Raw genomic sequence first — 23,313 nt, forward strand, 5'->3', positions numbered from 1 at the left:
AAGATGGGCTTATTGACACCGTCTCGCTGCTGAGCATACGGTGCTGCTACCCGCAAACATCGGGTCGATTTGACGAAGATCTCGCGACGTAGGTAACAACTCGATGATCACTCGCGGCGACGTCCCCGACGATCCGCCAAGATGGGAGGCGCGCAGGAGAGGAGCCCAGTGACGCTCACGGACGATGCCGTGGACAGGATCCGTCAGATGATCATCACCGGCGAGCTGCAGCCTGGTGACCGTCTGCCGGCTGAGAAGGAGCTGGCCGCCCGGCTCGGCCTGTCGAGGAACTCGCTGCGGGAGGCGGTTCGCGCGCTCACCATGATGCGCGTGCTGCACACCCGCCGCGGCGACGGCACGTACGTGACCAGCCTGGACCCTGAGCTGCTGCTCGGCACCATGAGCATGGTCGTCGACCTGCACCAGGACAGTACGATCCGGCACTTCCTGGAGGTGCGCCGGCTGCTGGAGCCGGAGGTCACCGCCATGGCGGCCCTGCACATCGACAGGGACGCGCTCGGCGAGCTGGCCGCGCTCCAGGCCGAGGCCACCGAACTCGTCGCCGCCCATCCGGCCGACCGCGCGCGACTGCGCGAGAACGGCCAGTCCTTCCACGGGGTCATCGCCCGCGCGTCGGGCAACCCCGTCCTGGCCACCATCGTCGAGACCATGTCGGGCAAGACCCTCCGGCCCCACGCCTGGTGCGGGATGACCGGCGAGTCCGACCTGCACCTGACCCTCACCGAACATCAGGCGATCTACGAGGCCCTGACCGCCGGTGACAGCTACCGTGCCCGCATCAGGGCGGCCGCGCACATCGCCGGCATCGAGGATGCCATTCTCACCGCTCACTGACCGTCCTCCCTCCGTCCTCCCTTTCCCTGCCACGCCGTGGCGGAAGCCTGCCCGAAAACACCCCCCGTCGAAAGGACGATGCGTCATGCCTGCCCTGTCCCTCGGAGGCCGTGATGGCTGAACCGCTGCTGGAGGCCCGCGGCATCCGCAAGCGGTTCGACCACGTCGACGCGCTGAGAGGAGCCGACTTCACCGCCTACGCGGGCGAGATCGTCTCGCTCATCGGCGACAACGGCGCCGGCAAGAGCACGCTGGTGAAGGTGCTGTCAGGCGCGGTACGGCCGGACAGCGGCCGGATCCTCCTGGACGGAGAGCCCGTCGCCTTCTCCTCGCCGACCGACGCCCAGACGGCCGGGATCGAGACCGTGTACCAGGATCTCGCCCTGGCGCCCGCGCTCGGCCCGGCGGCCAACCTCTTCATGGGCCGTGAGGTGACCCGCCGCGGCCCGCTGGGCAGGCTCGGCTTCCTCGACAAGGCGAGCATGCGCGACAGCACGATCAAGGAGCTGGCCTCCCTCGGCGTGCGCCTGGCCGATGTGGACGGCCCGATCTCGACCCTGTCCGGCGGGCAGCGGCAGAGCGTGGCGATCGTCCGGGCGGTCACCTGGGCCAAACGGGTGATCTTCATGGACGAGCCCACGGCCGCGCTCGGCGTCGTCCAGACCAGGCGCGTGCTGGACCTGATCCGCCAGGTGCGCGACCGCGGCATCGCGGTGGTCCTGATCAGTCACAGCATGCCGCAGGTCCTTGAGGTGTCCGACCGGATCGAGGTGCTCAGGCTCGGCGCCAGGGTCGCCCGGTTCACCACGGGTGAGGCCAAGGCCGAGGACCTCGTCGCCGCCATGACCGGCCTGCTCACTCACGGCGTGACTCTGGAGGAGACGGCATGACGTCGGTATCGATCGAGGAGGCCCTCAGGCCGTCGGCGGGGCTGCGCCGCAGGCTCACCGCGTCCCCGCTCACCTACCTGTCCGCCTCGCTGGCGGCGATGATCGCGGTCTTCTCGGTCGCGGCGCCCGAGGCGTTCCTGTCCGCCTACAACATCCAGACGATGCTGACGGTCACCTCCGTGTTGCTGGTGTTGTCGGTCGGCATGACGTTCGTGATCGCCACCGCGGGCATCGACCTGTCGGTGGGCTCGGTGCTGGTCTTCTCGGCGGTGATGTCGCTGCGGACGATGACCGCGCTGGGCGGCTCCGGATTCGGCGTCGTGCTGGCCGGGTTCGCCGTCGCCGTGGTGTCCGGCGTCGTCTGGGGCACGCTGAACGGCCTGCTCGTCGCCAAGGCGAAGGTGCCCGCGCTGATCTCGACGCTCGGCACGATGGGCGCGGCCCTGGGCATCGCGCAGCTCGTCACCGGCGGCAACGACCTGTCCGGCGTGCCCAAGGCGCTGTACGAGACGGTCGGCCTCGGCAAGCTCTTCGGCGTCGTGCCCTGGCTGGTCGTGATCGCGCTCGTGGTGACCGTCGCCGGGGCGGTGGTGCTGAACCAGACCAAGTTCGGCCGGTACACGCTGTTCGTCGGCTCGGGCGCCGAGGCGGCCCGCCGGTCGGGCATCAACGTCGACCTGCACCTGATCAAGGTGTACGGCCTGGCCGGGCTGCTCGCCGGGGTGGCCGGCTTCCTCGACCTCGCGCTGTTCGCCAGCGCCAACATCGCCGGCCACTCCACCGACAACCTCCAGGCCGTGGCCGCCGTGGTGCTCGGCGGGACCAGCCTGTTCGGGGGCGTGGCCACCATCCCCGGAACCGTGATCGGCGTCTTCATCCCCGCGGTGCTGCAGAACGGCTTCGTCATCCTCAAGGTGCAGACCTTCTGGCAGGAGGTCGCGATCGGCGTGGTCCTCGTCCTCGCCGTCTACATCGACCAGCTCAAGCGCAAGTCGCGCGAGAAGTCGTAACCCCCTCGTCCCGGACGAGAGACACCCCCCTTTCGAGAAGAGGTCATGTCAGCATGCGCACAAGCGTCCTGTCACTGTCGGCCGCGGTCCTCGCCCTGGTCGCCGGCTGCTCCGACACCGGCGGACCGGCGGCCGGCGGCGCCGAGCCGTACAAGATCACATATGTCCAGGGGATGGCGGGGAACCCGTTCTTCACCTCGCTGACCTGCGGCGCGCAGGAGCGCGCGAAAGAGCTCGGCGTGCAGTTCGACGCGCAGGGCGGCAAGGACTACAGCCCGCAGAGCCAGACCCCGATCCTCAACGGCGTCATCGCGCAGAAGCCCGACGCGATCGTCATCTCGCCGATGGCGGGGGAGGCCATGGTCCCGGCGCTGAGCAAGGCCAAGGCGGCCGGCATCAAGCTGGTCTTCGCCGACTCGGTCGCCGACGACGCGACCCTCGCGGTCTCGCAGATCGCCTCCGACAACTACGCGGGCGGCGTGCTGGCCGCGCAGACCCTCGCCAAGCAGGTCGGCGAGAAGGGCAAGGTCATGGTGATGGGCGCCAAGCCCGGCATCTCCACGACCGACGCCCGGCAGAAGGGCTTCGAGGACGAGATCGGCAAGCACGCGGGGATCACCTACCTGGGCCCGCAGTACAGCGAGAGCCAGCCGGCGACGGCCACGTCCAAGTTCGCCGCCGTGTTCGCCGCCAACTCCGACCTGGCCGGGGTGTTCGCGGTCAGCACGCAGGAGGTCGAAGGGGTCGCCACCGGCGTGCAGAACGCGTCCAAGTCGGGGGCGGTGCACATCGTCGGCTTCGACACCTCCGACCCCATCCTGGACGACGTCAGGAACGGCGTGGTCGAGTCGCTGATCGTCCAGCAGCCGCTGCAGATGGGCGTGGACGCCGTCACCCAGGCCGTCGCCGCGCTGAAGGGCGAGACGACCACCCCCAAGATCTCCACGCCGTTCGTCGTGCTGACCAAGGACAACATGACCCAGCCCGACGTCGCGAAGTTCATCTACAAGACCACCTGCGACTGATCGACGGGCGACCCCCTCAGGAGAACACCCATGCGCTCACCATCCGGACGACTCATCACGTTGGCCGTCGGCGGCCTGCTGGCCCTGCCCGCCGTCGTCGTCGAGATCCCCGCCCAGGCCGCCGACGCCTTCACCGAGAACTTCGAGAGCGGCACGCTGCCCGCGGGCTGGCGGATCGTCTCGGGCTCCTTCGGTCAGCTCGTCACCGGCCGGGCCGTCAACCACAACGACAGCAGGCCGTACAACAGGGAGGGCGCCTACCACCTGTCCACCCTGGAGAGCCCCACCCAGACGCCGGACGACGGCTACCGCGGCGTGGTCGTCTCCGGGGCGTTCACCATCGCCCAGCCGGTCGTCTCCATGCTGGTCGGCGGCGGCAGCGGCGCGAACACCTACGTCGCGGTCTGCGCCTACGACGAGACCAGGCCCGACGGCTGCGGACAGGAGCTCGCCGCCGCCCGGGGCAACAGCGCCGAAGTCATGGCCCGGCGCCTGCTCGACGTGTCCGCGCACATCGGCCGACGCGCGATCATCAAGGTGGTGGACGACTCCACCAGCGGCTGGGGCCACATCACGGTCGACGACATCCGCAACGACCTGCCCGCCACCCCCGGCGAGGTACGGGTGGCCCGCACGGTCGGCCGGACGACGCTGACCTGGGACCCCGCCATCGGCGGAGCCGTCTACGCGGTCTACCGCTCCACCGAGCGCGACTCCGGTTTCACCAGGCTCGGCGAAGTCTCGGGTACGAGCTTCACCGACGGGACGACCGGCCCGGACACGGCCTACTACTACGCCGTGTCCTCGCTCTCGTCGGGCGCCGAGTCCGGCAAGGTGTACGCCTACGCCCGGCCGTACGCCGACCTGCGGGCGCGAGGGGAGACGGTCACCTACGCGGGACGGAACCTCACCGACACCCGCTTCCCCGTGGGCCCGCTCGGCTCGGCCGGCATCGTGCACGACGGCACAGGCGCCCGGCCGACCTGGTGGATCTTCAACAACCTCGGCCGCGGCGGCTGGCATCTTGAGTCCGACACCTACCAGAAGGGCAAGCTGCCCAACAGCTTCTTCGCGGTGCGCGCCAAGGCCGCGGGCGGACGGCCGGTGGTGCGGGCGCTGCAGACGACCGGGGTGGGCGCGTTCGAGCCGATGAAGTCGCTCACCCAGCAGGGCGAGTATCCGATCCTGAACTATCAGTACAAGGACGAGTCGCTGCCGGTCGAGGTCTCCACCGAGGTCCTCAACCCGATGATCCCGGGCGACGTCAAGGACTCGGCCATCCCCACGGCGATCTACAACATCACCGTCAAGAACTCGGGCACTCGGCCCGCCGAGGTGTCGGTGCTGGCTGCGCAGCAGAACGCGGTCGGTTTCAACGGCTACGACACGATCGGCGGCGCGAACCACCGGGTCGTGGCGGGCTACGGGGACAACCGCACCGTGGTCGACGGCAGGAACCTGCGCATGACCGGCAAGCAGGGCGCGGGCGGCATGAACCTCGCCGCGCTGACCGGCGGCGTCACCGGCACCGCCGCCTGGACCACGCTCGACGCCCTGCACGACGACCTCACCGACGACGGCACGCTCACCGGCCCCGCCGACGCCGGCAGCCCGGCGGCGAACACCACCGTGGACGGCGCGCTGGCGGCCACGGTGACGCTCCAGCCCGGTGCGTCCAAGACCATCCCCGTCGTGCTGAGCTGGCACTTCCCCGACGCCCAGAACTTCAACGGCGGCCCGGGCCGGCAGTACGAGAACTGGTGGACCGGCGCCGACGCCGTCGCCGGTTACGTGAAGGACAATCTCGACCGGCTGGTCGGCCGGACGAGGCTCTACCACGACACCGTCTACGACTCGAACCTGCCGCAGTACCTGCTCGACCGGGTCACCTCGGCCACCGCACTGCTGCACACCCCGACCGTGTGGTGGGCCAAGAACGGCTTCTTCGGCGCCCGTGAAGGCTGGGGCTGCTGTCCGGGCATGCCCACCCACGTCTTCCACTACGCCCAGAGCCAGGCGTGGCTGTGGCCCGAGGTCGGGCAGCGCTGGACCCAGCAGTGGCTGGACAACATGGACGCGGCGGGCAGGATCCCGATGCGGTTCGACAGTGACGCCACCTTCACCCTCGACGGGCAGACCGGCGTGATCCTCTCGGCGTACCGGACCTACCAGACCACGGACCGGGCCTGGCTGACGGCGAACTGGCCGAAGATCAAGTCGGCGATGGAGTACGTGGTCGCCCAGGCCGACCCCGACCGGGACGGCGTGCTGACCGGCATCCACAACACCACGCTCGACGGCGGCGAGACCGGCGACGGATCCTGGCTCGGCTCGCTCTACCTGGCCGCCGTCAACGCCTCGGCCAAGATGGCCGAACTCGCCGGCGACGGCACGGCCAGGGCCGGCTACGACGCGATCTACGCCTCCGGCCGGACGAAGCAGAGCGAGCGGTTCTTCAACGGCGAGTACTTCCACGAGGTCTACTCGCCCCAGGGACACTCCTACGGCGACGGCGTCGAGATCGACATGCTGCTCGGCCAGTGGTGGTCCACCCAGCTCGGCCTCGGCGACATCTACCCGTCCGCGGACATCACCACGGCCGCCAGGAACCTGTTCCGCTACAACTTCAAGGAGCACTTCCTCGGTTACGACGACAGCCACCAGTTCCGGCAGTACGTGGAGGAGACCGACGCCGGCCTGCAGATGATGACCTGGCCGAAGAACCCCAAGCCGGGCAACAGCCCGCTCTACTTCGACGAGGTCATGTCCGGATTCGAGTACTCGGCGGCGGCGCTGATGCTCCAGCGCGGCCTGCTCGACGAGGGCCTGCGCGTGGTCAAGGCGGTCTCCGACCGTTACGACGGCCGGGCCAGGACCGAGCACATCAGCGCGGACCCGTGCTCGACGGGTGACGGCACCGGCAGCCCGTTCGGTGACGACGAATGCGGCAAATGGTATGGCAGGACCCTCTCGTCCTGGTCGTTGCTGACCGCGATGCAGGGTTTCACCTTCGACGGGCCCGCCCAGAAGGTGACCTTCGCCCCGACCTGGAAGCCGGAGGACCACCGCTCCTTCTTCAGCACCGGGGCCGCCTGGGGCACGTTCGCCCAGAAGCGGGCCGGTGTCACCCAGAACGACGTCCTCACCCTGAAGTACGGCACCGCGACGGTGCGGACGGTCGGCCTGGAGCTGGCGGCGGCCGGGACGCCCAAGCACGTCAAGGCGTACCTCGACGGCAGGCCCGTGACCGCCACCGCCACCGCCGAGGGGCAGCGCCTGACCGTGAACCTCTCCCGGCCCGCCACCCTCAAGGCCGGTTCGACCCTGCGGGTCCACGTCGTGCGATGAGCGCCGGTGAGGCCCTGTGCGCGCACAGGGCCTCACACCATGGCAAATGCCGGGAGAGCGGCCCGGATCGGCGGTGAGGATGCTCCTGCCGGGGCGGGCATGTTGACGCCCTTGGTCCGGCATGTTGTGATCCACATATGCGAATTTCGTACTTATTTAGTAGGAAATGAGGCGCTTGTGGGGTTCCTCCAGCGTGCCGCCGCGGTTGTCATGCTCCTGGTGAGCGCGGCGGGCATCCAGGCCGTGCAGAGTGGACCGGCGCAGGCGGCCCTGCCCACCACCGCCGTAGCGCTCGGCGACAGCTTCATCAGCGGGGAGGGCGCGGGGGACTACCAGCCCGTCGTCGACGCCTCCGGTACGGCGCAGGCCTTTCCCGGCTGGTCGGCGGCCAACAGCAACGCCTACTTCTGTCACCGGTCGGCGAACGCCTCGGTGTTCAAGGCGTCGCTCCCGGGCATCCAGCAACGGTTCAACCTCGCGTGCTCCGGCGCCCAGCCCGCCGACATCGCCAACCCCGCCAGCGCCCGGGACGAGGGCCGCACCGTCGCCTCGCAACTCGATCAGCTGCGCACCCTCGCGCAGACGCACGACATCGACGTCGTCCTCGTCGGACTCGGCTCCAACAACACCCAGTTCACCTTCGGCGACGTGGCCACGCTGTGCGCCAACCGCTTCATCGCCGACGCCTGGACGGGTTGGTGGGAGTTCTGGGCCTATCTGAAGGGCGAGGTGCCGCAGAAACCCTGCACCGCCTCGGACCTGGCCACCGACACCGAGGTCGCCGCCGCCACCACCGAGACGGCCGCGGCCCTGCGCCAGATCCTCGACACCCTCGACCAGATCGACGCCGACGGCACCCACCAGGTGATTCTGCAGACCTACACCAACCCGCTGCCGCCCGACGTCGCCCCGCAGTACTACGACGAGGACGGCCGCACCGACACCCGCGACAAGTTCCGCGCCCTCGGCGCCGAGCGCTACGCCGCCGGGTGCCCGATCCACCGTGCGAGCCTCGCCCCTGGACACGTGTTCTCCCAGAACCTCGGCTCCCTGGTCAAGAACGCGTACGCCACGCTGGCGGCCGAACGCCCGGCGGCCGACCTGCGCGTGCTGGACGTCCAGAAGGCCTTCGACGGGGCCAGGCTCTGCGAGAACCCCGACAGCCCGGCGGGCGCGCTGGCGACGCCGGTCCGGGTGCAGGACGGGCCGTCCGGCACGTTCATCACGAGCCTGTCCGGCTGGGACAAGATCGGCATCCAGCGGGCGGCGAACACCTGCGTCACCTACTTCCAGACCTGCCAGGAGTCGTGGCACCCCAACGCCGCGGGCCACACGGTCCTCGGCCAGTGCCTGACCGGCGCCTTGGCCGCGGCGCCCCGCACGATCGTCACCTGCGCCCGCAACACGAACGGCACCCTCACCATCTCCTGACCTCTCCCCGCTTCCCGTCCGGCTCCCCGGAGCCGGACGGGAAGCCCGGGATCCGGCCGGCGGCTATGCGTCGCGCATCCGTAGGAGCAGCCCGCCGCCCAGGAGCGCCGCGGTGGCCCAAGCGGCGAGTACGCTCAGGCCGGCCCAGGGGCTGAGCGGGAGGCCGGCGAGGTCGGTGGTGGCCTGGATGGCGAGGCCGGCGTTCATCGGGGAGATCTGCCAGAGGAGCCGCTGCCAGTCCTCGTCGGCGATCACGAGAATGAGGGCGGGGAAGAGGTAGAGCAGGCCGAGCACGACCCCGATGGCGGTGGCGGAGTCTCGTACGGCGGTGGCGACCCCCAGGCTGAACAGGGCGATCAGCGCCAGGTAGAGGACCGAGCCGACGGCGGCGCGCAGCATGGGACCGCTGGTGAGGAGGAGCGTGTCGGCGGGGAACCCGTTGTCGAGCAGGATGCGCCGCGCGGCCAGCGCGGAGGCGAGCACGGCGACGCTCCCGGCGATCAGGGTCAAGCCGGCCAGAATGATCGCCTTGGCGGCCAGGACGCCGGTCCGGCGCGGCATGGCGGTCAGGGTGAGGCGGATCATGCCGGTGCCGTATTCGTCGGTGATCGCCAGGACGGCCAGGATGGCGACGACCGCCTGGCTCACCTGGACCCCGAACAGGCCGATCTTGGCGGGGTCGTAGCCGCAGTCCTCCGAGGCGCAGGACACGACGGCGGAGGCCGCGACGCTGACGGCGACGGTCAGCACCGCGACCGCGAGCAGCAGCCGGCCGGTGCCGGCCAGGGTACGGAGTTTCGTCCACTCCGCATGCAGGTGCTCTCTCACGCACTCCTCCCGCGACATCGGAGGAGGTCCCCATGGGGATGTCTCATGCGTCCCTCCTGCGGAGTCGAAGGACGGCCGATCCGAGGGCGAGCGCGGTATAACCGGCCAGCACGGCCAGACCGGCCCACGGCGGCAGCGGGTAGAACCCGGCGATGGGCGCGTAGTGGCCGAGCACGTGCGCGTACTGCGGGATGCTCTGCTGCGTGGCGAAGCCGGCCGCCGGGGTGACGCGCAGCAGCCATTGCGCCGCGCTGTCCGGCAGGACCGAGGTGGTGGCGAGGACATGCGGGACCACGATCACCGCGATGGCGGTGATGACCGCCGCGACACTGCGCCGCAGGAGCGCGCCGAGGGCGAGGGCGAGCACGGCGGCCAGCGCGAACAGCGCCGCCATGCCGACCACGATGCGCACCTGGGTGAGCCCGGACACCGGGAGGACGGCGTTGCCGTTGTCGCGCAGGATCCGCCCGCCGACCGTGAAGGTGATCGCCGTGGCGGGCAGGGCGGCCGCGAAGGTGACCAGGCCGAGTGCCAGCGCCTTGGCCGCCAGCGTCCGGCCGCGGCGCGGGCCGGCCAGCAGGGTGAGGCGGATCAGGCCGTGCCGGTACTCGGCGGTGACGAACATGACCGCCACCACGATCACCAGGATCAGGCCGGTCAGCGCGCTGCTGAGGGGACGTTCGAGGGTCGGGCCCTCGATGGCCGGCGCGATGTCGCCGACGCCGGTGACGGAGAAGGCGCCGCCGGACCAGCCGGCGCGGCCCGGGTGGTGCTCGGCACCATCGGGACCGATGGTGACGCCGATGTCGTCGTTGCGCCACGCGCCAGGCGTGCTGCCCTGCAGCGTGACCTGGTCGAACTCGCCGGTGGCTTCGGTGAAGCGGGCCGCCGCGACGGACCCGCCGAGATCCCCCTGCGTGACCGTCAGATCCCCGGGGGAGGTCGCGAACAACCCGACCTGGACGGTCGCCGGTAGCCCGGCCAGGGCTGCGGTGCCGATCTCGGTCCAGTGCGTGCCGTCGGCGGACTCGTACCCGGTGAGGGTGTCGCCGGCGCGGGTCAGCCGCAGCCAGCGCGGCGACTGCCGGGAGACGCCGCCCGGCCGGCCGGCCGTGTCATGGGTGAAGTTGTGCTGCATCCGCACCCCGTGCGCGCCGGTCATCATCACCGCCGCGTAGGCGGAGCCCTGCTTGGTGCTCTCCTTGATCATGACTCCGGCCTTCGCCCACGGCACGAGCCCGGCAACCTCGTTGCGCGCCCCTGGGGTGACGTCGGGCTTACGGATCCTGCCGGTCATGGAGGTGAGGCGGACGGTGATGCCGCCGTCCCCGGCCAGCGGCCGATGCACGAAGGAGAACTTGTCGTCCACCGCTTCGCCGTCCGGCCCCGTCAGAGGCGGTGGACAGGCGACCTCGACCGGACCGGCGCTGCACGAGGCGTGGTTGCTGGACGCCGACAGCAACCCGAGCAGCACGGTGACCAGCGCCGCCGCCGTCAAGGTGACCACCCAGCCGCGCACCGTCCTGAACTTGGTCCACTCGGCGCGCAGCAACCGCCCGAACCTCCCGCGCCCGGTCTGCGGTTCCGAGCGGTGTGAAAGGGCGCTCATCGTGCCGTTCCCCGGTACTCGACCGCATCGGCGGTGAGGTCCATGTACGCCTGCTCCAGCGTCACCCGACGCGTCGCCACCTCGGAGAACGGCACCGCGTTGGCGTTGAGCACGGCCACGACGTGCTCCGACGGCAGCCCTGAGACGACGATGGTGTCGCGATCGGTGACGGCCGTCGTGGCGCCGGCCTGGCCCAGCACCGACATCGCCGCCGAGGGCGCCGCCGTCCGCAGCGTGACCCGGCCGCGGGAGGCGGTCGTGATGAGATCGGCCACGCTGGTGTCGGCGATGACGCGGCCCCTGCCCACCACCACGAGATGGTCGGCGGTGTCCTCCAGTTCGCTCATCAGATGGCTGGACACCAGCACGGCCCTCCCTTCGCCGGCCAGCGACCGCAGGAAGCCGCGCATCCACACGATGCCCTCGGGGTCAAGGCCGTTGACCGGCTCGTCCAGCATGAGCACCGGCGGATCCCCGAGCAGCGCGGTCGCGATGCCGAGCCGTTGGCGCATGCCCAGCGAGAAGCCGCCCGCCTTGCGCCGGGCGGCGGAGTGCATCCCCACCTGCTGGAGCACCTCGTCGACCCGCCTGCCGTCCAGGCCCTGGGAGTGGGCCAGCCACAGCAGGTGGTTGCGCGCGGTGCGGCTCGGCTGCAGCGCCCCGGCGTCCAGCAGCGCGCCGACGTGGGTGAGCGGGTCGCGCAGGCTGGTGTACGGCCGTCCGCCGATCAGCGCGTGGCCCTCCTGGTGCTCTGCTGCCCAGTGCGCGCTGTACCCGCAGGGCGTCCAGGGCGGTGGCTCCCCGTCCTTGGAGGGCGGTCGGCGCCAGCAGCCCGGGGCCGTCAGGGTCGCGGAAGAGCTCGATGCCGGGGCTGTTCGGGCCTGCCGGCTCCATGAGGGGTACCGCCCGCAGGCTCTCGTCCAGCTCCGGCAGCAGCTTCGCCATGGTGGCGCGTTCCCGTTCCAGAAAGCGCATGTCCTTCCCCGCTTCCCTGAACTACGCGGCGGAAAACCTGGGAGTTCTGACAGCACAGCCTTGGCTGGACGTCGCCACGCCCCTGCCGACGTTAACGATCACCGGTCGACATCCCAACCGCCGCTGGGTGGCCGGGCCGGACGGTCTCAGGTGGTGGGGTGCGGGCAGTGGTTCATGAACCGTCGCGTCCGGGGCCGAGGAAGTGGCGGATCACCGCGGCCACGCGCTCGGGGCGACCGCGCTGGGCGGCGTTCGCGGTGGCGCTGTGGTCGAGCCCTTCCAGGAGCGTGCGCCGGGCGTGCGGCAGGACCCGTTCCAGCCGCTCCAGGGCGGCACGCAGGTAGGCGGGACTCTTGCTGCCGCCGAGCAGGAGCACCTCGGGCCGTACCGTCCCATACTCGGTCAGGTCGCCCGACGCGTCCGCGGCCAGCCGGATGTCCTGGCGCAGTGTCGGAGCGAGCTGTTCGAACGTCGGTGGCCCGCCGGGCACGGCGTCCTTGCCCTCGCCCTTCAGCATCAGGCCGGTCAGCAGTTCGAGCACCCGGCGCGGCAGGACCTGGAAGATCGGCGGCCCGAGCCGGGCGGCCTTCATGCCGGTGACGAGCGCCGCCGCGGTCCGGCCTTCGGCGATCTCCCGGTCGAGGCGGGGCAGGCAGGCGGCCGGGGCCGACCCGTCGGTCAAGAGCGGCGGCTCGAAGACGACGGCGCTGTCCAGATCGGGGCGGACGAGCAGGGTGCGCAACGTGATGATCGCGCCTGAGCTCACGCCCGCGACGTGGCGTGCGCCGGTGGCGTCGATCAGCGCCTCCAGGTCCTCCACCTCCCGGTGCAGGCCGTAGCCGGGGCCGACGGGACCGCTGCGGCCGCGGCCGCGACGGTCGGGCAGGTAGCAGGTGAAGTCCTGGGACAGGGCCTCGGCCAGTTCGAGCTGGCTGTCTCCCGTCTGCATGGCGCCGTGCAGGATCACCAGGCCGGGGCCGTGCCCGATCTCGCGGTAGCCGATCGTGGTGCCGTCGGCCGACGTCACCGAGCCGATGGTGGTCGTGGTCATGATGGCTTCCCTTCGTTGCGGTACGGGAAGGGAGCCCGGCTATCGTTGTTCGTGGTATCTCGTGGCCGGGGCTCCGCTTCGCGGTTTCTTCGGTTCCCGAGGTCTCCCGGCGGTGGTGTTGCAGCACCGCCGCCGGGATCTTTCACTCTTCGGTCGTGTGGAAGGCGCGCCAGGCGTCCAGGTCGGGGAACGTGCCCTCGGACAGTTCCGTCAACAGCGAGCGCACCCAGGCGGCCTGTGCCTCCAGCATCGCCAGCGCGTACTCCGACTCGATGAGGAAGAGCCTGGGCACTTCGCCCCGATCCTCCGCCAGGGTCCGGCGGGCGTCCTCGATGCGTTCCGCAAGCAGCCGCGACCGCCGCCGTAGCAGCGTTGCGACCTCGTCGGGACGGAGGCCGCCCATCACCGACAGCCCGGCCTCGAACGACGACGGCTCCCGTCGGGGGGTGGACAGCAGTTCGCGGGTCCAGTCCTCGGCCTCGCGGCGTCCGGCTTCGGTGACGCGGTAGACGGTCCGTTCGGGGCGGCCGCCCTGCCGGCCGCTCTCCACCGCTTCCAGCAGTCCGTGTTTGGCGAGGTTCCGTACGACGGTGTAGAGCGAGCCCCACTTGATGGGCATGTCCTGGTCCTTGCCCCGGGCCCGCAGTACGGAGGCCATCTCGTAGGGATGCATGGGCCGCTGGACGGCGATGGTGAGCACGGCCAGCGCCAGCAGATTCCTCACCGGTCGCCGCTCGGCCATCCTCATCACCTCCTCACTCGCACACGATTACTCGTAGACGAATATACGTATGCGAGCATCGAGCCGCAAGAGGCATCCGCAAGGCGCGGCCGTAGCCGTGCGTTCATCGAAGGTCGGTGAGCGGCCGGTAGCGGCGGGGGACCGGGGGGCGGGTCGCCCTGAAGCGCCACAGGCGGTTCTGCGCCTGCCGACAATCCTGTCCGGCCAGGTCATGGCCTTGCGAAGCCCGGACTGGCAGAGGCGGTCTCCACCCGTCCAGGCAGGAAACTCCGAGCGGCATGATGATCGTTCGTGCTTCTTCGCCCGGCGTGTTTCACCGTCACGAACGCGTTCGCCGCACTGCGGCTACTGCCGATATGTGATCGTTGGCCGCGCTCCTGACCTCACCGCCCCGAGCGGTCCTGCGTCGGCTGCGGCTTGTCGTCCGCCCGGACACCATCCTGCGCCGGCACGCGAGATCGTGAAGCAGCAGCATGCCCGCACCTTGCCCGCCAGCTCGGCCTCGGCCGAACCTCCAGCGGATCAGCGCCATCTGACGTGACTGTAGGGAGATCGATGTCGCGCTGTGCAACCGAACGGAATCCGGCGTGAGCCGCGTTCGGCGACAGGGAGACGCTCGGCTCGCTGACCAGCGGGAACGCCGCGAACGCCGGATTCCGTTACCAATCTCTCTGCCTCCCGAAACGGGTCCCGCCTTCGAGGTGTACGGGTCCAGGGTGCTCGGCCCCGTCTACGGAGCCGGTGTGACCTCGTCGGCCAACCCGGCCTGCCCGCCGCAGAACACTTGCCTGAGAAGGTTCGGCAGCGCCTTCGAGAACGCCTGTGCCAGGTCGGGTGCGACGTCCCCGAAGGTGATCGAAGCGGTCAAGGTCTTCTTTCCATCGGGCGTGCTGAGCATCGCCGTCGAGTAGCCCCCCGTGGCGCTGCCGTTGTGGTTGAGGACGATGCCGCAGCCCGGACCCAGGTCCTGCACGTACATCCCGAGGCCGTAACTGCCGAAGATGCCGGCGCTCTTCGGGTGCGGCTCGCGCATCTCGGCCAGCAGCCGGGCCGGCAGGAGCTTGCCGCCGTTCAGCGCGGAGAAGAACGTGCGGAGATCCTTGGTGGTCGAGATCATGTCACCGTTGCCGGCCTGCAGGGAGGGGTTCTGGCGGGTGACGTCGACCACCTTCCACTGGCCGCCCTCGTCCTGGTAGCGGTAGTAGCCGTGGGCGTGCGGGGCGGGGAGATCCGTGGTGCCCGGCACCACGGTGCCTCGCAGCTTGAGCGGCCGCAGGATCCGTCGCTTCATCTCCTCGGCGATCGAGTGGCCGGTGACCTTCTCGATCAGCAGCTGGGCCAGTGTGTAGTTGGTGTTGGAGTAGCTCCAGCCCTTTCCCGGGTCGAACCGCGCCGGCCTGGACATCGCGAAGCGCACCAGCTCCTCCGGCTGGTAGGTCTTGAACCGGTTGTCCACCCACTCCTTGCCCGCCGCGGGGATCCCCGGCTCGACCGAACCGTCAGGGCGGAACTCGCCGGTGTAGGCGTACAACCCGCTGGTGTGCTGCAGCAGCATCCGCACCGTGATCCGCCGGTCCAGCTCGAACTCGGGCAGGTAGTCCGCCACCGGCGCATCCAGTCCGATCTTGCCGTCGGCCACCAGTTGCAGTACCACGGTCGCGATGAAGGGCTTGGTGGCGCTGCCGATCCGGAAGTGCCCGTTCGTCGGCGGCTTGGCGCTCGCACCCAGCTTGCGCTGCCCGGCGCTGCCGACCCACTCGCCCCGCTCATCGTTCACGCGCGCCTGCATCCCGAGGAAGCCGGCATCGACGAACGCCTGGATGGCCTTCTGCAGTTCCGGGCGGTCTTGTCCGGCAGCGGCCTTCGGCACGGCCTTGCTGTCCGCGGCGGCCACGGCCGGGGCGGCCGCCCCGGCCAGCAGCGCGGCCGCCAGCGCCGTGACCGCCACTCGCGGGGAGACCCGCGGCCTCCGCACCCTGGTGCTCTTGACGGTATGGAGAGATTGATCCATGACCACTCCTCGCTTCGCGATAGTACGTGTCTTGCGCAGCTTGAAAGCTACGTTGCATTCAGAGATGGGTCAATCCGAGGAACAACGTTTTCCCAGGTGAATGGCCACAAAATCGACGCAATGACCCTGCGCTCGAAAGCAACACCATGTTGCAATGAATGGCGGCTAAGGCAACACTGGCGGCATGCCAGGACGACGATTGACCCAGCAGGACCGCCAGCGCATCGCGGCCGGACTCGCTGACGGACTCTCCTACCGCGAGATCGCCAGGCGGCTCGACCGGCCGACCTCGACGATCACCCGGGAGCTCGCACGCAACGGCGGCCCCGCCGGCTATCGGCCCCAGCAGGCACACCAAGCGACGATCCAGCGGGCCCGGCGCGGCACACCGGCCCCTCCGCTCGAGGCCACACCGCCGGTCGCCACGATGGAACAGGAGATCATCGAAATGGTGGTCAGAGCGGGGATGCCGAGGACGGCCGCGCGCGTGCACCACGACCTGATGCTGGCCGAGGACGGCAGGCGCACCGCCGCCGAACTGGCCCACCGACTGAAGGTCAGCCCGGCCTCCGTCTCCGTGGCCGTGAACTTCCTGGCCCAGCAGGGATTCGTCCGTCGCGAGCGCGATCCGCGGCGGCGTCGCGACATCTACGTGATCGACGACGAGGCCTGGTACCACGCGATCATGATCAGCGAGCGGCGGACGCTCGAGACAGTGCGGGCCGCGACGGCGGCGGCGGAGACGTACGGGCTCGACAGCCCCGTGGGGCGACGGCTGGCCAAGACGGCGGCGTACCTGGAACACGTCAGCCTGGACATCATGGAGTCAGCCGGCCGCTGGCGCCACCTCCTGACGTGACGGGTCTCAGCCGAACCACCTGGCGAGAGCAAGATCAAAGTTCGGCGACACCCTCTTGGATCAAGGCGCCGGACACGGCCATGGAAGGTCGTCGTCTGCATCCAGAATCCACCGCGCCCGGATCCGTCAGGCGGCGTCCAGCGCGGGCCCGTACTACCGCCTGGCCGGACGTCGTCGGTGGTATCGAGTGCGACAGAGATCGCGTGTCTGACCGGCTGGGCGAAGCTCAAGCACGTCGAGGATGTGACGGTGGAGGGGGCCCGGTACTGACGCCACTCGGTCCTCAGGGTCGCCACCATCGAAAGACGGCTCACCGCACCCCTGCCCATAGGTACAGCCCGCCTCCGCAAGGCGATCACAGTCGGATCAGGTCGGCGACCTCCCCGGGCAGGCCGGGTGAAGTCAGGACATGCCCCATCCTGGCACGACGTGCAGTACCGCTCCTGGAATCGCGGCAGCCAGGGTCTCGCCATGGCCGAGCGGATAGACCGGATCCTGGTCGCCGTACAAGGTTGGCGCGTTGATCAATGACAGTGGGCAAGCAGGTCAGGGGGCGTACCGCCACGTCCCATCTCTCATCCGGGGCCGTCAGGACGCCCCGCTCCAAGGTGTGCGCCCGCCAACGCCCAGGACATCCGTGCACTGTCGGAATTACTCCGCACTTTCGGTGCTCGGAAGCGTACGGAGGTAGAAGACCTCAGGATCACCTTCATCGAGGCCGTGCACCATCCCTACCGGCCGCCAGCCGACCCGCTGGAGCAGCCTCTGCATGGGATGGTTGGACAGGTTCGTTGAGGTGAACAGCTTCGCGGTCCGGCATGAAGCTGCTGCGGCGCGCAGTAGCCTCTCGCCGGCGCCATGCCCCCGGGCGGGCTCAGCCACCATAAGCATCGTCACGAAACCCTGCTCGAAGAAGGTGTACTCGACGACGCAGTAGCCGACCAGGCCGGCCGGAGTGCCGGCCACAAGGACGGACCCGTCGCGACACCAACGTTCGATGCTGCCGCGCCGCTCGCCTTCATCGGATCTCGCGACCGAATCAAGGATGACGAGGGCCTCGGCATCGACCGCTCCGCCGGCTCGAACAGACAGCGCACGGAAGTTGTCGGTGTTCACAGGAGCGATCTTCCTCTACTGACAAGATCCCTCCTGGTGCAGGGATGCATACGGCGCCGCCACCGTGGCGATGGTCTACAGCGCCGGCCCCGCCAACGGGTGTACTGGGGCGTACTGTCGGTGTTCGCGCTGCGAGGCCTTCACCGCCGGCCCACTGTGCACATCCAAGACATCCCCGGCCCCCACCACAGCGTGATCGCTGATCCGACGGCCAGGACGGCATGTTCCATGCCCTCGCCAGCAGCGCAAACCGGGCCCCGTCGCCGCATGTCCGGGCTGGACACCCTCGCAACCGCACTCCATGTGAGGGTCGACGATCTGCTGAAGAGTGCGCCGGAACTGGCCTCGTGGCGCCCCCGGGTGGGCATCGTGCCGAGGTTGAGTGACGCCGAGCTGGTGACATTGGCGGTGCTGTCGGCCTTGCTGGGCTACCACTGTGAGCGCCGCCGGCTGCGGTACGCGCACGCCGAACTGCGTGGCATGTTCCCCTGCCTGCCGCAGCAGTCGGGTTACGGCAAGCGGCTGCGCACGTCGATCCCCCTGGTAGCGGCGGTGATCCGGTTCCTGGCCTGCGACACCTCGCTGTGGAGTGATGAGGTGGGGGTGGCCGACTCCACTCCGGTGGAGTGTGGCCGCTCGGCGGAGACCGCGCGGCGCAGCGCCCTGGCCGGGTGGGCCGAGCACGGCTACTGTGCCTCCCATTCCCGCTACTTCTGGGGGCTGCGCCTGCACCTGGTGTGCACCCTGGGCGGGTTGCCGGTGCTGTTCGCGCTGAGCGGTGCCAAGGCCGATGAGCGCGAGGTGCTGTTGGGCATGCGGGCCACCGCTCCCCGGGTACTGGCCGAGCATCGGCATCCGACGCTCGTCGCCGACCGGCAGTTGGCCTGGTCGGCGCAGTCGGAGACCAGGCCGCAGGGGGCGGCGTCGGCCGCTAGGTTCCGGCGGCGCGCTCGCGTTCGTATTCGGCGTTGATCCGCAGCGCCTCGGCGAGCTGGTCTTCCAGGATGATGATCCGGCAGGCTGCTTCCACGGGAGTGCCCTGATCGACGAGCTCTCGGGCACGCGTGGCCAGGCGCAGTTGGTAACGGGAGTAGCGGCGGTGGCCGCCGCCGGAGCGTTTCGGCTCGATCAGGTGGGCGGCGCCCAAGGCCCGCAGGAACGTGGGAGTGACGCCGAGCATTTCGGCGGCAGCGCCCATGCTGTAGGCGGGGTAATCCTCATCGTCGAAGCGGTCTTCGGCCGTGCGTTCGGCCGTTGTTTTCGTAATCCTGCCGCGAGCCAGTGTGTCACCCTCGGCAGCCGAGCGACGTTGATCCATATATTCCCTTCTCGTCACGCGTACAGGGGCCCCGGCGCCTGTTGCGCCGGGGCCCCGAAAGAGTTCAACACCATCTACCGGCCATCCGGCCGGCTTACTGTTGTGCGCATCCGCCGCAGACAGCGGCGGTGATGCGCGGATCGCGGATGCGTGACCGTAGACCACCTTCCAATCCCGTGGAACTGCGGTACCCGAGCGGCGGAACTTCAGCCGGCAACGGGCGATCCCGATGGCGTCAACACTCCCTTCTTCTTCTCTTCCGGATCACTTGCCAACTTCACCTTCGGCAGCGCGTCCACGATCAGGGCCCCTATCCACTGCGCTGGCCCGTCACGTCCGACCTTCTGCCGTCAACCTCTGACTTCGTCTTGCTGCGGGCAGTTCGTCGTGATGCCAAGGAACTACTTCGCTGCCCGGTGGATCCGTTTCTTGCGATGTCAGAAACCATAATGCCCACACTCGCGAATGTCTACCACCACCACTACAGATTTTCGGCTCCGGGCGTGGCAGCCTTCCGGCCGGCCGGCGGCGAGGGCGGCTGGGATGGGTCTCCAGCTGGGCGGCATTGGACGCGTCGTCCTCGCCGGCCATACACGACAGGCGGCCAGGGCCGGACAAGAAGCGGCCGCTCCGCGCGGCGCATCCGACGGTGTTCGACGACGGCACGGCGGCTTACGCGCGCAGGCGTCGGCTGATGTGGCGTTCGTCGATCCGGGCAAGGGGTGGAGCGCTTCGCCGTACAGGGTGTAGGTCTTGGGAAGGATGAGGCACTCGACGGCGGCGTCGTGGTCTTCGAGGGTGACGATCGCCCAGGGGCTGCCCTGCTTGGTGATCTTGCGCTGCAGACCGGAGACGATGCCGCTGACGCGGACGGTCGCGTCCTGCCGCCCGGAGGACTGCAGCTCGGCGATGGTGGTGTCGCGGTTGGCGTCCAGGACGTGTTCGGCTCCGTCGAGCGGATGGCTGCTGACGTACAGGCCGAGCATTTCGCGTTCGAGGGCGAGCATGGTGGCGTGGTCCCATTCGCCCTGCGGGATCACGGTCGAGAACGCGCTGCTCCGGCCGGGCTCGCCGAACAGCGAGTCCTGGCCGTGGGCCTCGTTGCGCTTGAGGTCGACGACCGCGTCGACGGCCTGCTCGTGCACCGCCACCAGGGCCTGGCGGTGATGGCCCAGGCTGTCGAAGGCGTCGGAGCGGATCCGGGCGACGTTGCGGGCGGCGCTGAACCGCGCGGTACGTGAGGACCTGATCGCCGTCGATCCGGCGCAGGGCGTCCGGTTGCCCGCGCCGGTGCGGACGCATCCGGTGGTGTGGACGGCTCGTTGGAGACGGCCTGGCGGCGCGGGGAAGTGGCCGGACTACGTTGGCCGGAAGATTGGCAAGCCTAGGGAGGCGACGTGACTCACATGTGGCTCACCGTGACTCACGATCGGCTGACGCGACTACGGATCCGCGTGAAGCCGCAGGTGGGCGTGGTAGGGCGGGTGGGACTTGAACCCACGACCCACGGATTATGAGTCCGATGCTCTGACCGGCTGAGCTACCGCCCCTGGATTCAGTTGTGGCGTGCGGTGTGCGGCGGGTGGATCTTGGTGAGGCTCGCGCATGTCAAGGCTAGAGCATCGGATCCGGGTGTCGCACGGCCGGACGGGGACAGTGTCCCGCGGACATCATTCCATGCCCGGCAAGGTTGGTGGAGTCGTGTCGATCATATTCGGGTCTCGGTTACGGGTCGTGTTTGCTGTGGGCGGAATGAGGGGGCTTGAGGGCGGAGGTACGGTGCCGTCATGGCGGTCAAAGTGGTGTACGAGACCCATTCCATCACTGTGGACAACGAGATCGGGGTTGCCACCGGGTGGCTTCCCGGGGAGTTGTCCGAGCGGGGGCGGGAGCTGGCCGCCGAGCTCGGGATGCGGAGGCGGGGAGTGGACGTCGTCTACTGCTCCGATCTGCGCAGGGCGGTCGAGACGGTGGAGGTGGCGTTCGGGGGTGGGAAGGAGGTCCGGCTCGACGCGCGGCTCCGGGAGTGCGACTACGGCAGTTACAACGGGCGGCCCGTGAGCGAGGTCGCGGCCCTGCGCAGGGGGCACATCGACACGCCTTGGCCTGGTGGGCAGAGTTATCGGCAGGTCGTGGCGGAGACGGCCGCATTCCTGGGGGAGCTGCGGGAGGAGTGGCAGGGGGCCACGGTGCTGGTGGTGTCCCATTCGGCCAATCGGTGGGCGTTGCAGAACCTGCTGGAGGGGACTCCGCTGGAGGATCTGGTGGATGCGCCGTTCGCGTGGCAGGAGGGGTGGGAGTACCAGGTGGAGTAGTGCCTCGCCTGGAGGTGGGTCCCCGGGGGCCGGGGTGCGGGGTGCGGGGGCCCGATCGGAGGTGGGCTCGTCGATGAGGTGGACGTGGGTGTCGGCGGGGTCGCCAGGGCGCCGGGGCTCTTCTGGGCGCCGGGGCTTTTCTGGGCGTACGTCGGCGGCGTTCGGTGGACATGGCTGATGCGCCGATCGCGTTCGCGATCAGCGCCGGCGGGTCGAGCTGGTTGTCTCCTTGCCGCCGGGGGTGTCGCCACGCCACGTTAACGGCGGGCCCGGGAGACGAGGAGTACTACTTCCCTCCTATCAGGGTGTTATGGAGCGGTGCCGTACGCCGGGTTGCGTACGAGCCAATCGGAGTAGACCGGACTGCGACGTACGGCCTCGGTGTGCGCCTGTTTGGCCTGGGCGACGACCCAGGTGGCGTCGGGGGCGGTGGGGTGGCGGCCGAGGAGCTGCCGCCAGCGCAGCGGCGCGCCGGAGAGCGGGACCATGGCCAGCCCGGGCAGGGCCTGGTGGGTCGCCTGGCAGAGCACCACGGCGCGGCCCACCTGGGCGAGGTGGGTGCAGGTCGGCACGTCCGTCTCGTAGATCGTCTCGGGGGTGAATCCGGCCCGTGCGCACGCCATGGCGAAGCAGTCGGCGAAGCAGCCGTCGCCGGGCGTGACCGCCCATTGTTCGCCGGCCAGGTCGGCCAGCTCCACCTCCTTCTCCTTGGCGAGCGGATGGTCCTCGCCGACGAGGCAGAAGACCGGGTCGAGGCTGATCGTCTCCCACAGGAGCGTTCCCGTGGGGGTGCCGGAGTCGCCGCAGGCGCCGGTCAGCACGTAGTCGAGGCGGCCGAGCTCGACCATGTTGATCAGCTCGTGCGTTGACCAGGACGTGAACGTGGTGACCGTGCGCTCCGCGGCCAGCCGGTCGACCAGGCCGCCGAGTATCGGGCCGTTGGTGGCGCCGATGCGGAAGCCGGGGGAGGGGGTGTGGGCGAATCGTACGGCTTCGTCCTGCAGTTCCTTTGCCGCGGGGAGCAGCACGCGCGCCCGGGCGAGAACCAGCTCGCCGAGTCGCGTGGGCCGGGCCCCGTGACGGTCACGTTCGAACAGGGCGCCGCCGAGCACCCTCTCGATACGTTTGAGCTGGGCGGTGAGGGCCGGCTGCGCCAGCCCGAGCAGGGACGCGGCCTTGCTCACACTTCCCGCGTCCGCTACCGCGCGGACGATCCTGAGGTGCCTGAGCTCGAGGTCCATAACGGGAAGGTAAGGCGACGAATCGCTCCCAAACAATGGCTATATGTCAGGAATTGTGACAGATATTGTCGGGGGTGTCTGGGGTAGAGGGAACCCATGACGACGATGGGAATAGATCCGGCCCAGCTCAGCGACGAGGATGTGGTACGCGAGCTGCGGCAACTCCATGCCACTCGTAGTGACACATTCTTCCATGGATCAGACGATGCTCTGGCACGTCACACTTCCCGTACCAATGAGCTAGAGGCAGAATACCTTCGCAGGTTCCCCGACCGCGAGGTCGATCCGGCCCGGCTGCGGGAGGGGGCGAGGCAACGTTGATGTCCGAGGGGCATGACGTGCAGGAACTGTCGGACGTCGACATCCACGTCTACGAGGCGGTGGCCTCGCAGGCGATCGAGTCCGACGGCGTGGCCGGCCTGGAGGCGGTGATCCGGGCGACCGGCCTGGAGGGGGACGAGGTGCGCGAAAGCCTGGCCACCCTCGCGGGCCAGGGGTACGTCGTCCCGCGTGGCGACGGGTACGGCCTCGGTCCCCACACTTTCGAGGTCGAGTACTGACGCTGAGGTCGGACGCCGAGGTTCCGAGGCGGGGGCGCGTACCGGATCCGGGTTCGGAGGGCGAGGGCCGAGCACAAGAACGGGCGCGGGCGGCTCCGGCGCCGGTGCCACAGCGGCGCCGGCGCCGAG

The 23,313-nt window shown here is 69.6% G+C and carries 21 protein-coding genes and 1 tRNA gene; 11 read left to right on the forward strand and 11 right to left on the reverse strand.

What is annotated here, in order from left to right:
• Nucleotides 1-189 precede the first annotated feature (189 nt).
• From ACIA8R_RS14955 to ACIA8R_RS14980, 6 genes are all read left to right on the forward strand, one after another.
• Nucleotides 190-855: an FCD domain-containing protein gene (locus tag ACIA8R_RS14955; protein WP_364093593.1), complete on the forward strand. Its 666-nt coding sequence runs from the start codon at nucleotides 190-192 to the stop codon at nucleotides 853-855.
• A 113-nt stretch (nucleotides 856-968) separates the two neighbouring features.
• Nucleotides 969-1,745 (forward strand): ATP-binding cassette domain-containing protein, encoded by a 777-nt coding sequence (locus ACIA8R_RS14960; protein WP_364093596.1) that lies wholly within the window; start codon nucleotides 969-971, stop codon nucleotides 1,743-1,745.
• Nucleotides 1,742-2,755 carry an ABC transporter permease gene (locus ACIA8R_RS14965; RefSeq protein ID WP_397038726.1) on the forward strand — a complete coding sequence of 338 codons (1,014 nt, stop codon included), beginning with the start codon at nucleotides 1,742-1,744 and terminating at the stop codon, nucleotides 2,753-2,755. Before ACIA8R_RS14960 ends, ACIA8R_RS14965 begins: the two co-directional genes overlap by 4 nt.
• Before the next feature lie 53 nt (nucleotides 2,756-2,808).
• Nucleotides 2,809-3,780 (forward strand): ABC transporter substrate-binding protein, encoded by a 972-nt coding sequence (locus tag ACIA8R_RS14970; protein WP_364093602.1) that lies wholly within the window; start codon nucleotides 2,809-2,811, stop codon nucleotides 3,778-3,780.
• Nucleotides 3,781-3,810: 30 nt separating this feature from the next.
• A complete protein-coding gene (locus ACIA8R_RS14975) occupies nucleotides 3,811-7,128 on the forward strand; it encodes a GH116 family glycosyl-hydrolase (protein WP_397038729.1) in 3,318 nt (1,105 codons plus the stop codon).
• Nucleotides 7,129-7,305: 177 nt separating this feature from the next.
• Nucleotides 7,306-8,559, forward strand: a complete 1,254-nt coding sequence (locus ACIA8R_RS14980) for a hypothetical protein (protein WP_364093608.1) — start codon at nucleotides 7,306-7,308, stop codon at nucleotides 8,557-8,559.
• 63 nt (nucleotides 8,560-8,622) lie between these two features.
• Here the strand turns inward: ACIA8R_RS14980 and ACIA8R_RS14985 are convergent, their stop codons facing one another.
• From ACIA8R_RS14985 to ACIA8R_RS15010, 6 genes are all read right to left on the reverse strand, one after another.
• Nucleotides 8,623-9,387, reverse strand: a complete 765-nt coding sequence (locus ACIA8R_RS14985; protein WP_397038731.1) for an ABC transporter permease — start codon at nucleotides 9,385-9,387, stop codon at nucleotides 8,623-8,625.
• Nucleotides 9,388-9,430: 43 nt separating this feature from the next.
• Complete coding sequence (locus tag ACIA8R_RS14990; RefSeq protein ID WP_397038733.1) at nucleotides 9,431-10,996, reverse strand: hypothetical protein; 1,566 nt, start codon at nucleotides 10,994-10,996, stop codon at nucleotides 9,431-9,433.
• A complete protein-coding gene (locus tag ACIA8R_RS14995) occupies nucleotides 10,993-12,027 on the reverse strand; it encodes an ATP-binding cassette domain-containing protein (RefSeq protein ID WP_397038735.1) in 1,035 nt (344 codons plus the stop codon). The genes ACIA8R_RS14990 and ACIA8R_RS14995 overlap by 4 nt, the downstream gene beginning before the upstream one ends.
• A 116-nt stretch (nucleotides 12,028-12,143) precedes the next feature.
• Entirely contained in the window at nucleotides 12,144-13,022 is an 879-nt protein-coding gene (locus tag ACIA8R_RS15000; RefSeq protein ID WP_397038737.1) for an alpha/beta fold hydrolase, read from the reverse strand.
• Nucleotides 13,023-13,164: 142 nt separating this feature from the next.
• Nucleotides 13,165-13,764 (reverse strand): PadR family transcriptional regulator, encoded by a 600-nt coding sequence (locus tag ACIA8R_RS15005; RefSeq protein ID WP_397038739.1) that lies wholly within the window; start codon nucleotides 13,762-13,764, stop codon nucleotides 13,165-13,167.
• Nucleotides 13,765-14,494: 730 nt separating this feature from the next.
• Nucleotides 14,495-15,775, reverse strand: a complete 1,281-nt coding sequence (locus tag ACIA8R_RS15010; RefSeq protein WP_397038741.1) for a serine hydrolase domain-containing protein — start codon at nucleotides 15,773-15,775, stop codon at nucleotides 14,495-14,497.
• Between the two features lie 184 nt (nucleotides 15,776-15,959).
• Between ACIA8R_RS15010 and ACIA8R_RS15015 the strand changes: the two genes are divergently transcribed.
• Nucleotides 15,960-16,634: a helix-turn-helix domain-containing protein gene (locus ACIA8R_RS15015; RefSeq protein ID WP_364093621.1), complete on the forward strand. Its 675-nt coding sequence runs from the start codon at nucleotides 15,960-15,962 to the stop codon at nucleotides 16,632-16,634.
• A gap of 651 nt (nucleotides 16,635-17,285) precedes the next feature.
• On the opposite strand, the gene ACIA8R_RS15020 is transcribed toward ACIA8R_RS15015, so the two are convergent.
• Entirely contained in the window at nucleotides 17,286-17,750 is a 465-nt protein-coding gene (locus tag ACIA8R_RS15020) for a GNAT family N-acetyltransferase (RefSeq protein ID WP_397038743.1), read from the reverse strand.
• A gap of 369 nt (nucleotides 17,751-18,119) precedes the next feature.
• Here ACIA8R_RS15020 and ACIA8R_RS15025 point away from each other — a divergent pair, with 369 nt between their 5' ends.
• Nucleotides 18,120-18,722, forward strand: coding sequence for a transposase (locus tag ACIA8R_RS15025; protein ID WP_397038745.1), 603 nt, complete (start codon nucleotides 18,120-18,122; stop codon nucleotides 18,720-18,722).
• On the opposite strand, the gene ACIA8R_RS15030 is transcribed toward ACIA8R_RS15025, so the two are convergent.
• From ACIA8R_RS15030 to ACIA8R_RS15040, 3 genes are all read right to left on the reverse strand, one after another.
• Nucleotides 18,682-18,948 carry a MerR family transcriptional regulator gene (locus ACIA8R_RS15030; protein ID WP_357703728.1) on the reverse strand — a complete coding sequence of 89 codons (267 nt, stop codon included), beginning with the start codon at nucleotides 18,946-18,948 and terminating at the stop codon, nucleotides 18,682-18,684. The genes ACIA8R_RS15025 and ACIA8R_RS15030 overlap by 41 nt on opposite strands.
• A gap of 557 nt (nucleotides 18,949-19,505) precedes the next feature.
• A complete protein-coding gene (locus ACIA8R_RS15035) occupies nucleotides 19,506-20,213 on the reverse strand; it encodes a hypothetical protein (protein ID WP_397038747.1) in 708 nt (235 codons plus the stop codon).
• Nucleotides 20,214-20,541: 328 nt separating this feature from the next.
• Nucleotides 20,542-20,618: transfer RNA gene (locus ACIA8R_RS15040), tRNA-Ile, on the reverse strand.
• Nucleotides 20,619-20,855: 237 nt separating this feature from the next.
• Here ACIA8R_RS15040 and ACIA8R_RS15045 point away from each other — a divergent pair.
• Nucleotides 20,856-21,383, forward strand: a complete 528-nt coding sequence (locus ACIA8R_RS15045; RefSeq protein WP_357700932.1) for a histidine phosphatase family protein — start codon at nucleotides 20,856-20,858, stop codon at nucleotides 21,381-21,383.
• A 308-nt stretch (nucleotides 21,384-21,691) separates the two neighbouring features.
• Here the strand turns inward: ACIA8R_RS15045 and ACIA8R_RS15050 are convergent, their stop codons facing one another.
• A complete protein-coding gene (locus ACIA8R_RS15050) occupies nucleotides 21,692-22,624 on the reverse strand; it encodes a LysR family transcriptional regulator (RefSeq protein WP_357700930.1) in 933 nt (310 codons plus the stop codon).
• Between the two features lie 105 nt (nucleotides 22,625-22,729).
• On the opposite strand from ACIA8R_RS15050, the gene ACIA8R_RS15055 reads away from it, so the two are divergent.
• Nucleotides 22,730-22,945 (forward strand): DUF6158 family protein, encoded by a 216-nt coding sequence (locus ACIA8R_RS15055; protein WP_260477503.1) that lies wholly within the window; start codon nucleotides 22,730-22,732, stop codon nucleotides 22,943-22,945.
• Nucleotides 22,946-22,962: 17 nt separating this feature from the next.
• Nucleotides 22,963-23,184, forward strand: coding sequence for a hypothetical protein (locus ACIA8R_RS15060; protein ID WP_397038750.1), 222 nt, complete (start codon nucleotides 22,963-22,965; stop codon nucleotides 23,182-23,184).
• Nucleotides 23,185-23,313: the final 129 nt, after the last annotated feature.

The organism is Nonomuraea sp. NPDC051191, from assembly GCF_044455665.1.
Taxonomy (GTDB): Bacteria; Actinomycetota; Actinomycetes; order Streptosporangiales; family Streptosporangiaceae; genus Nonomuraea.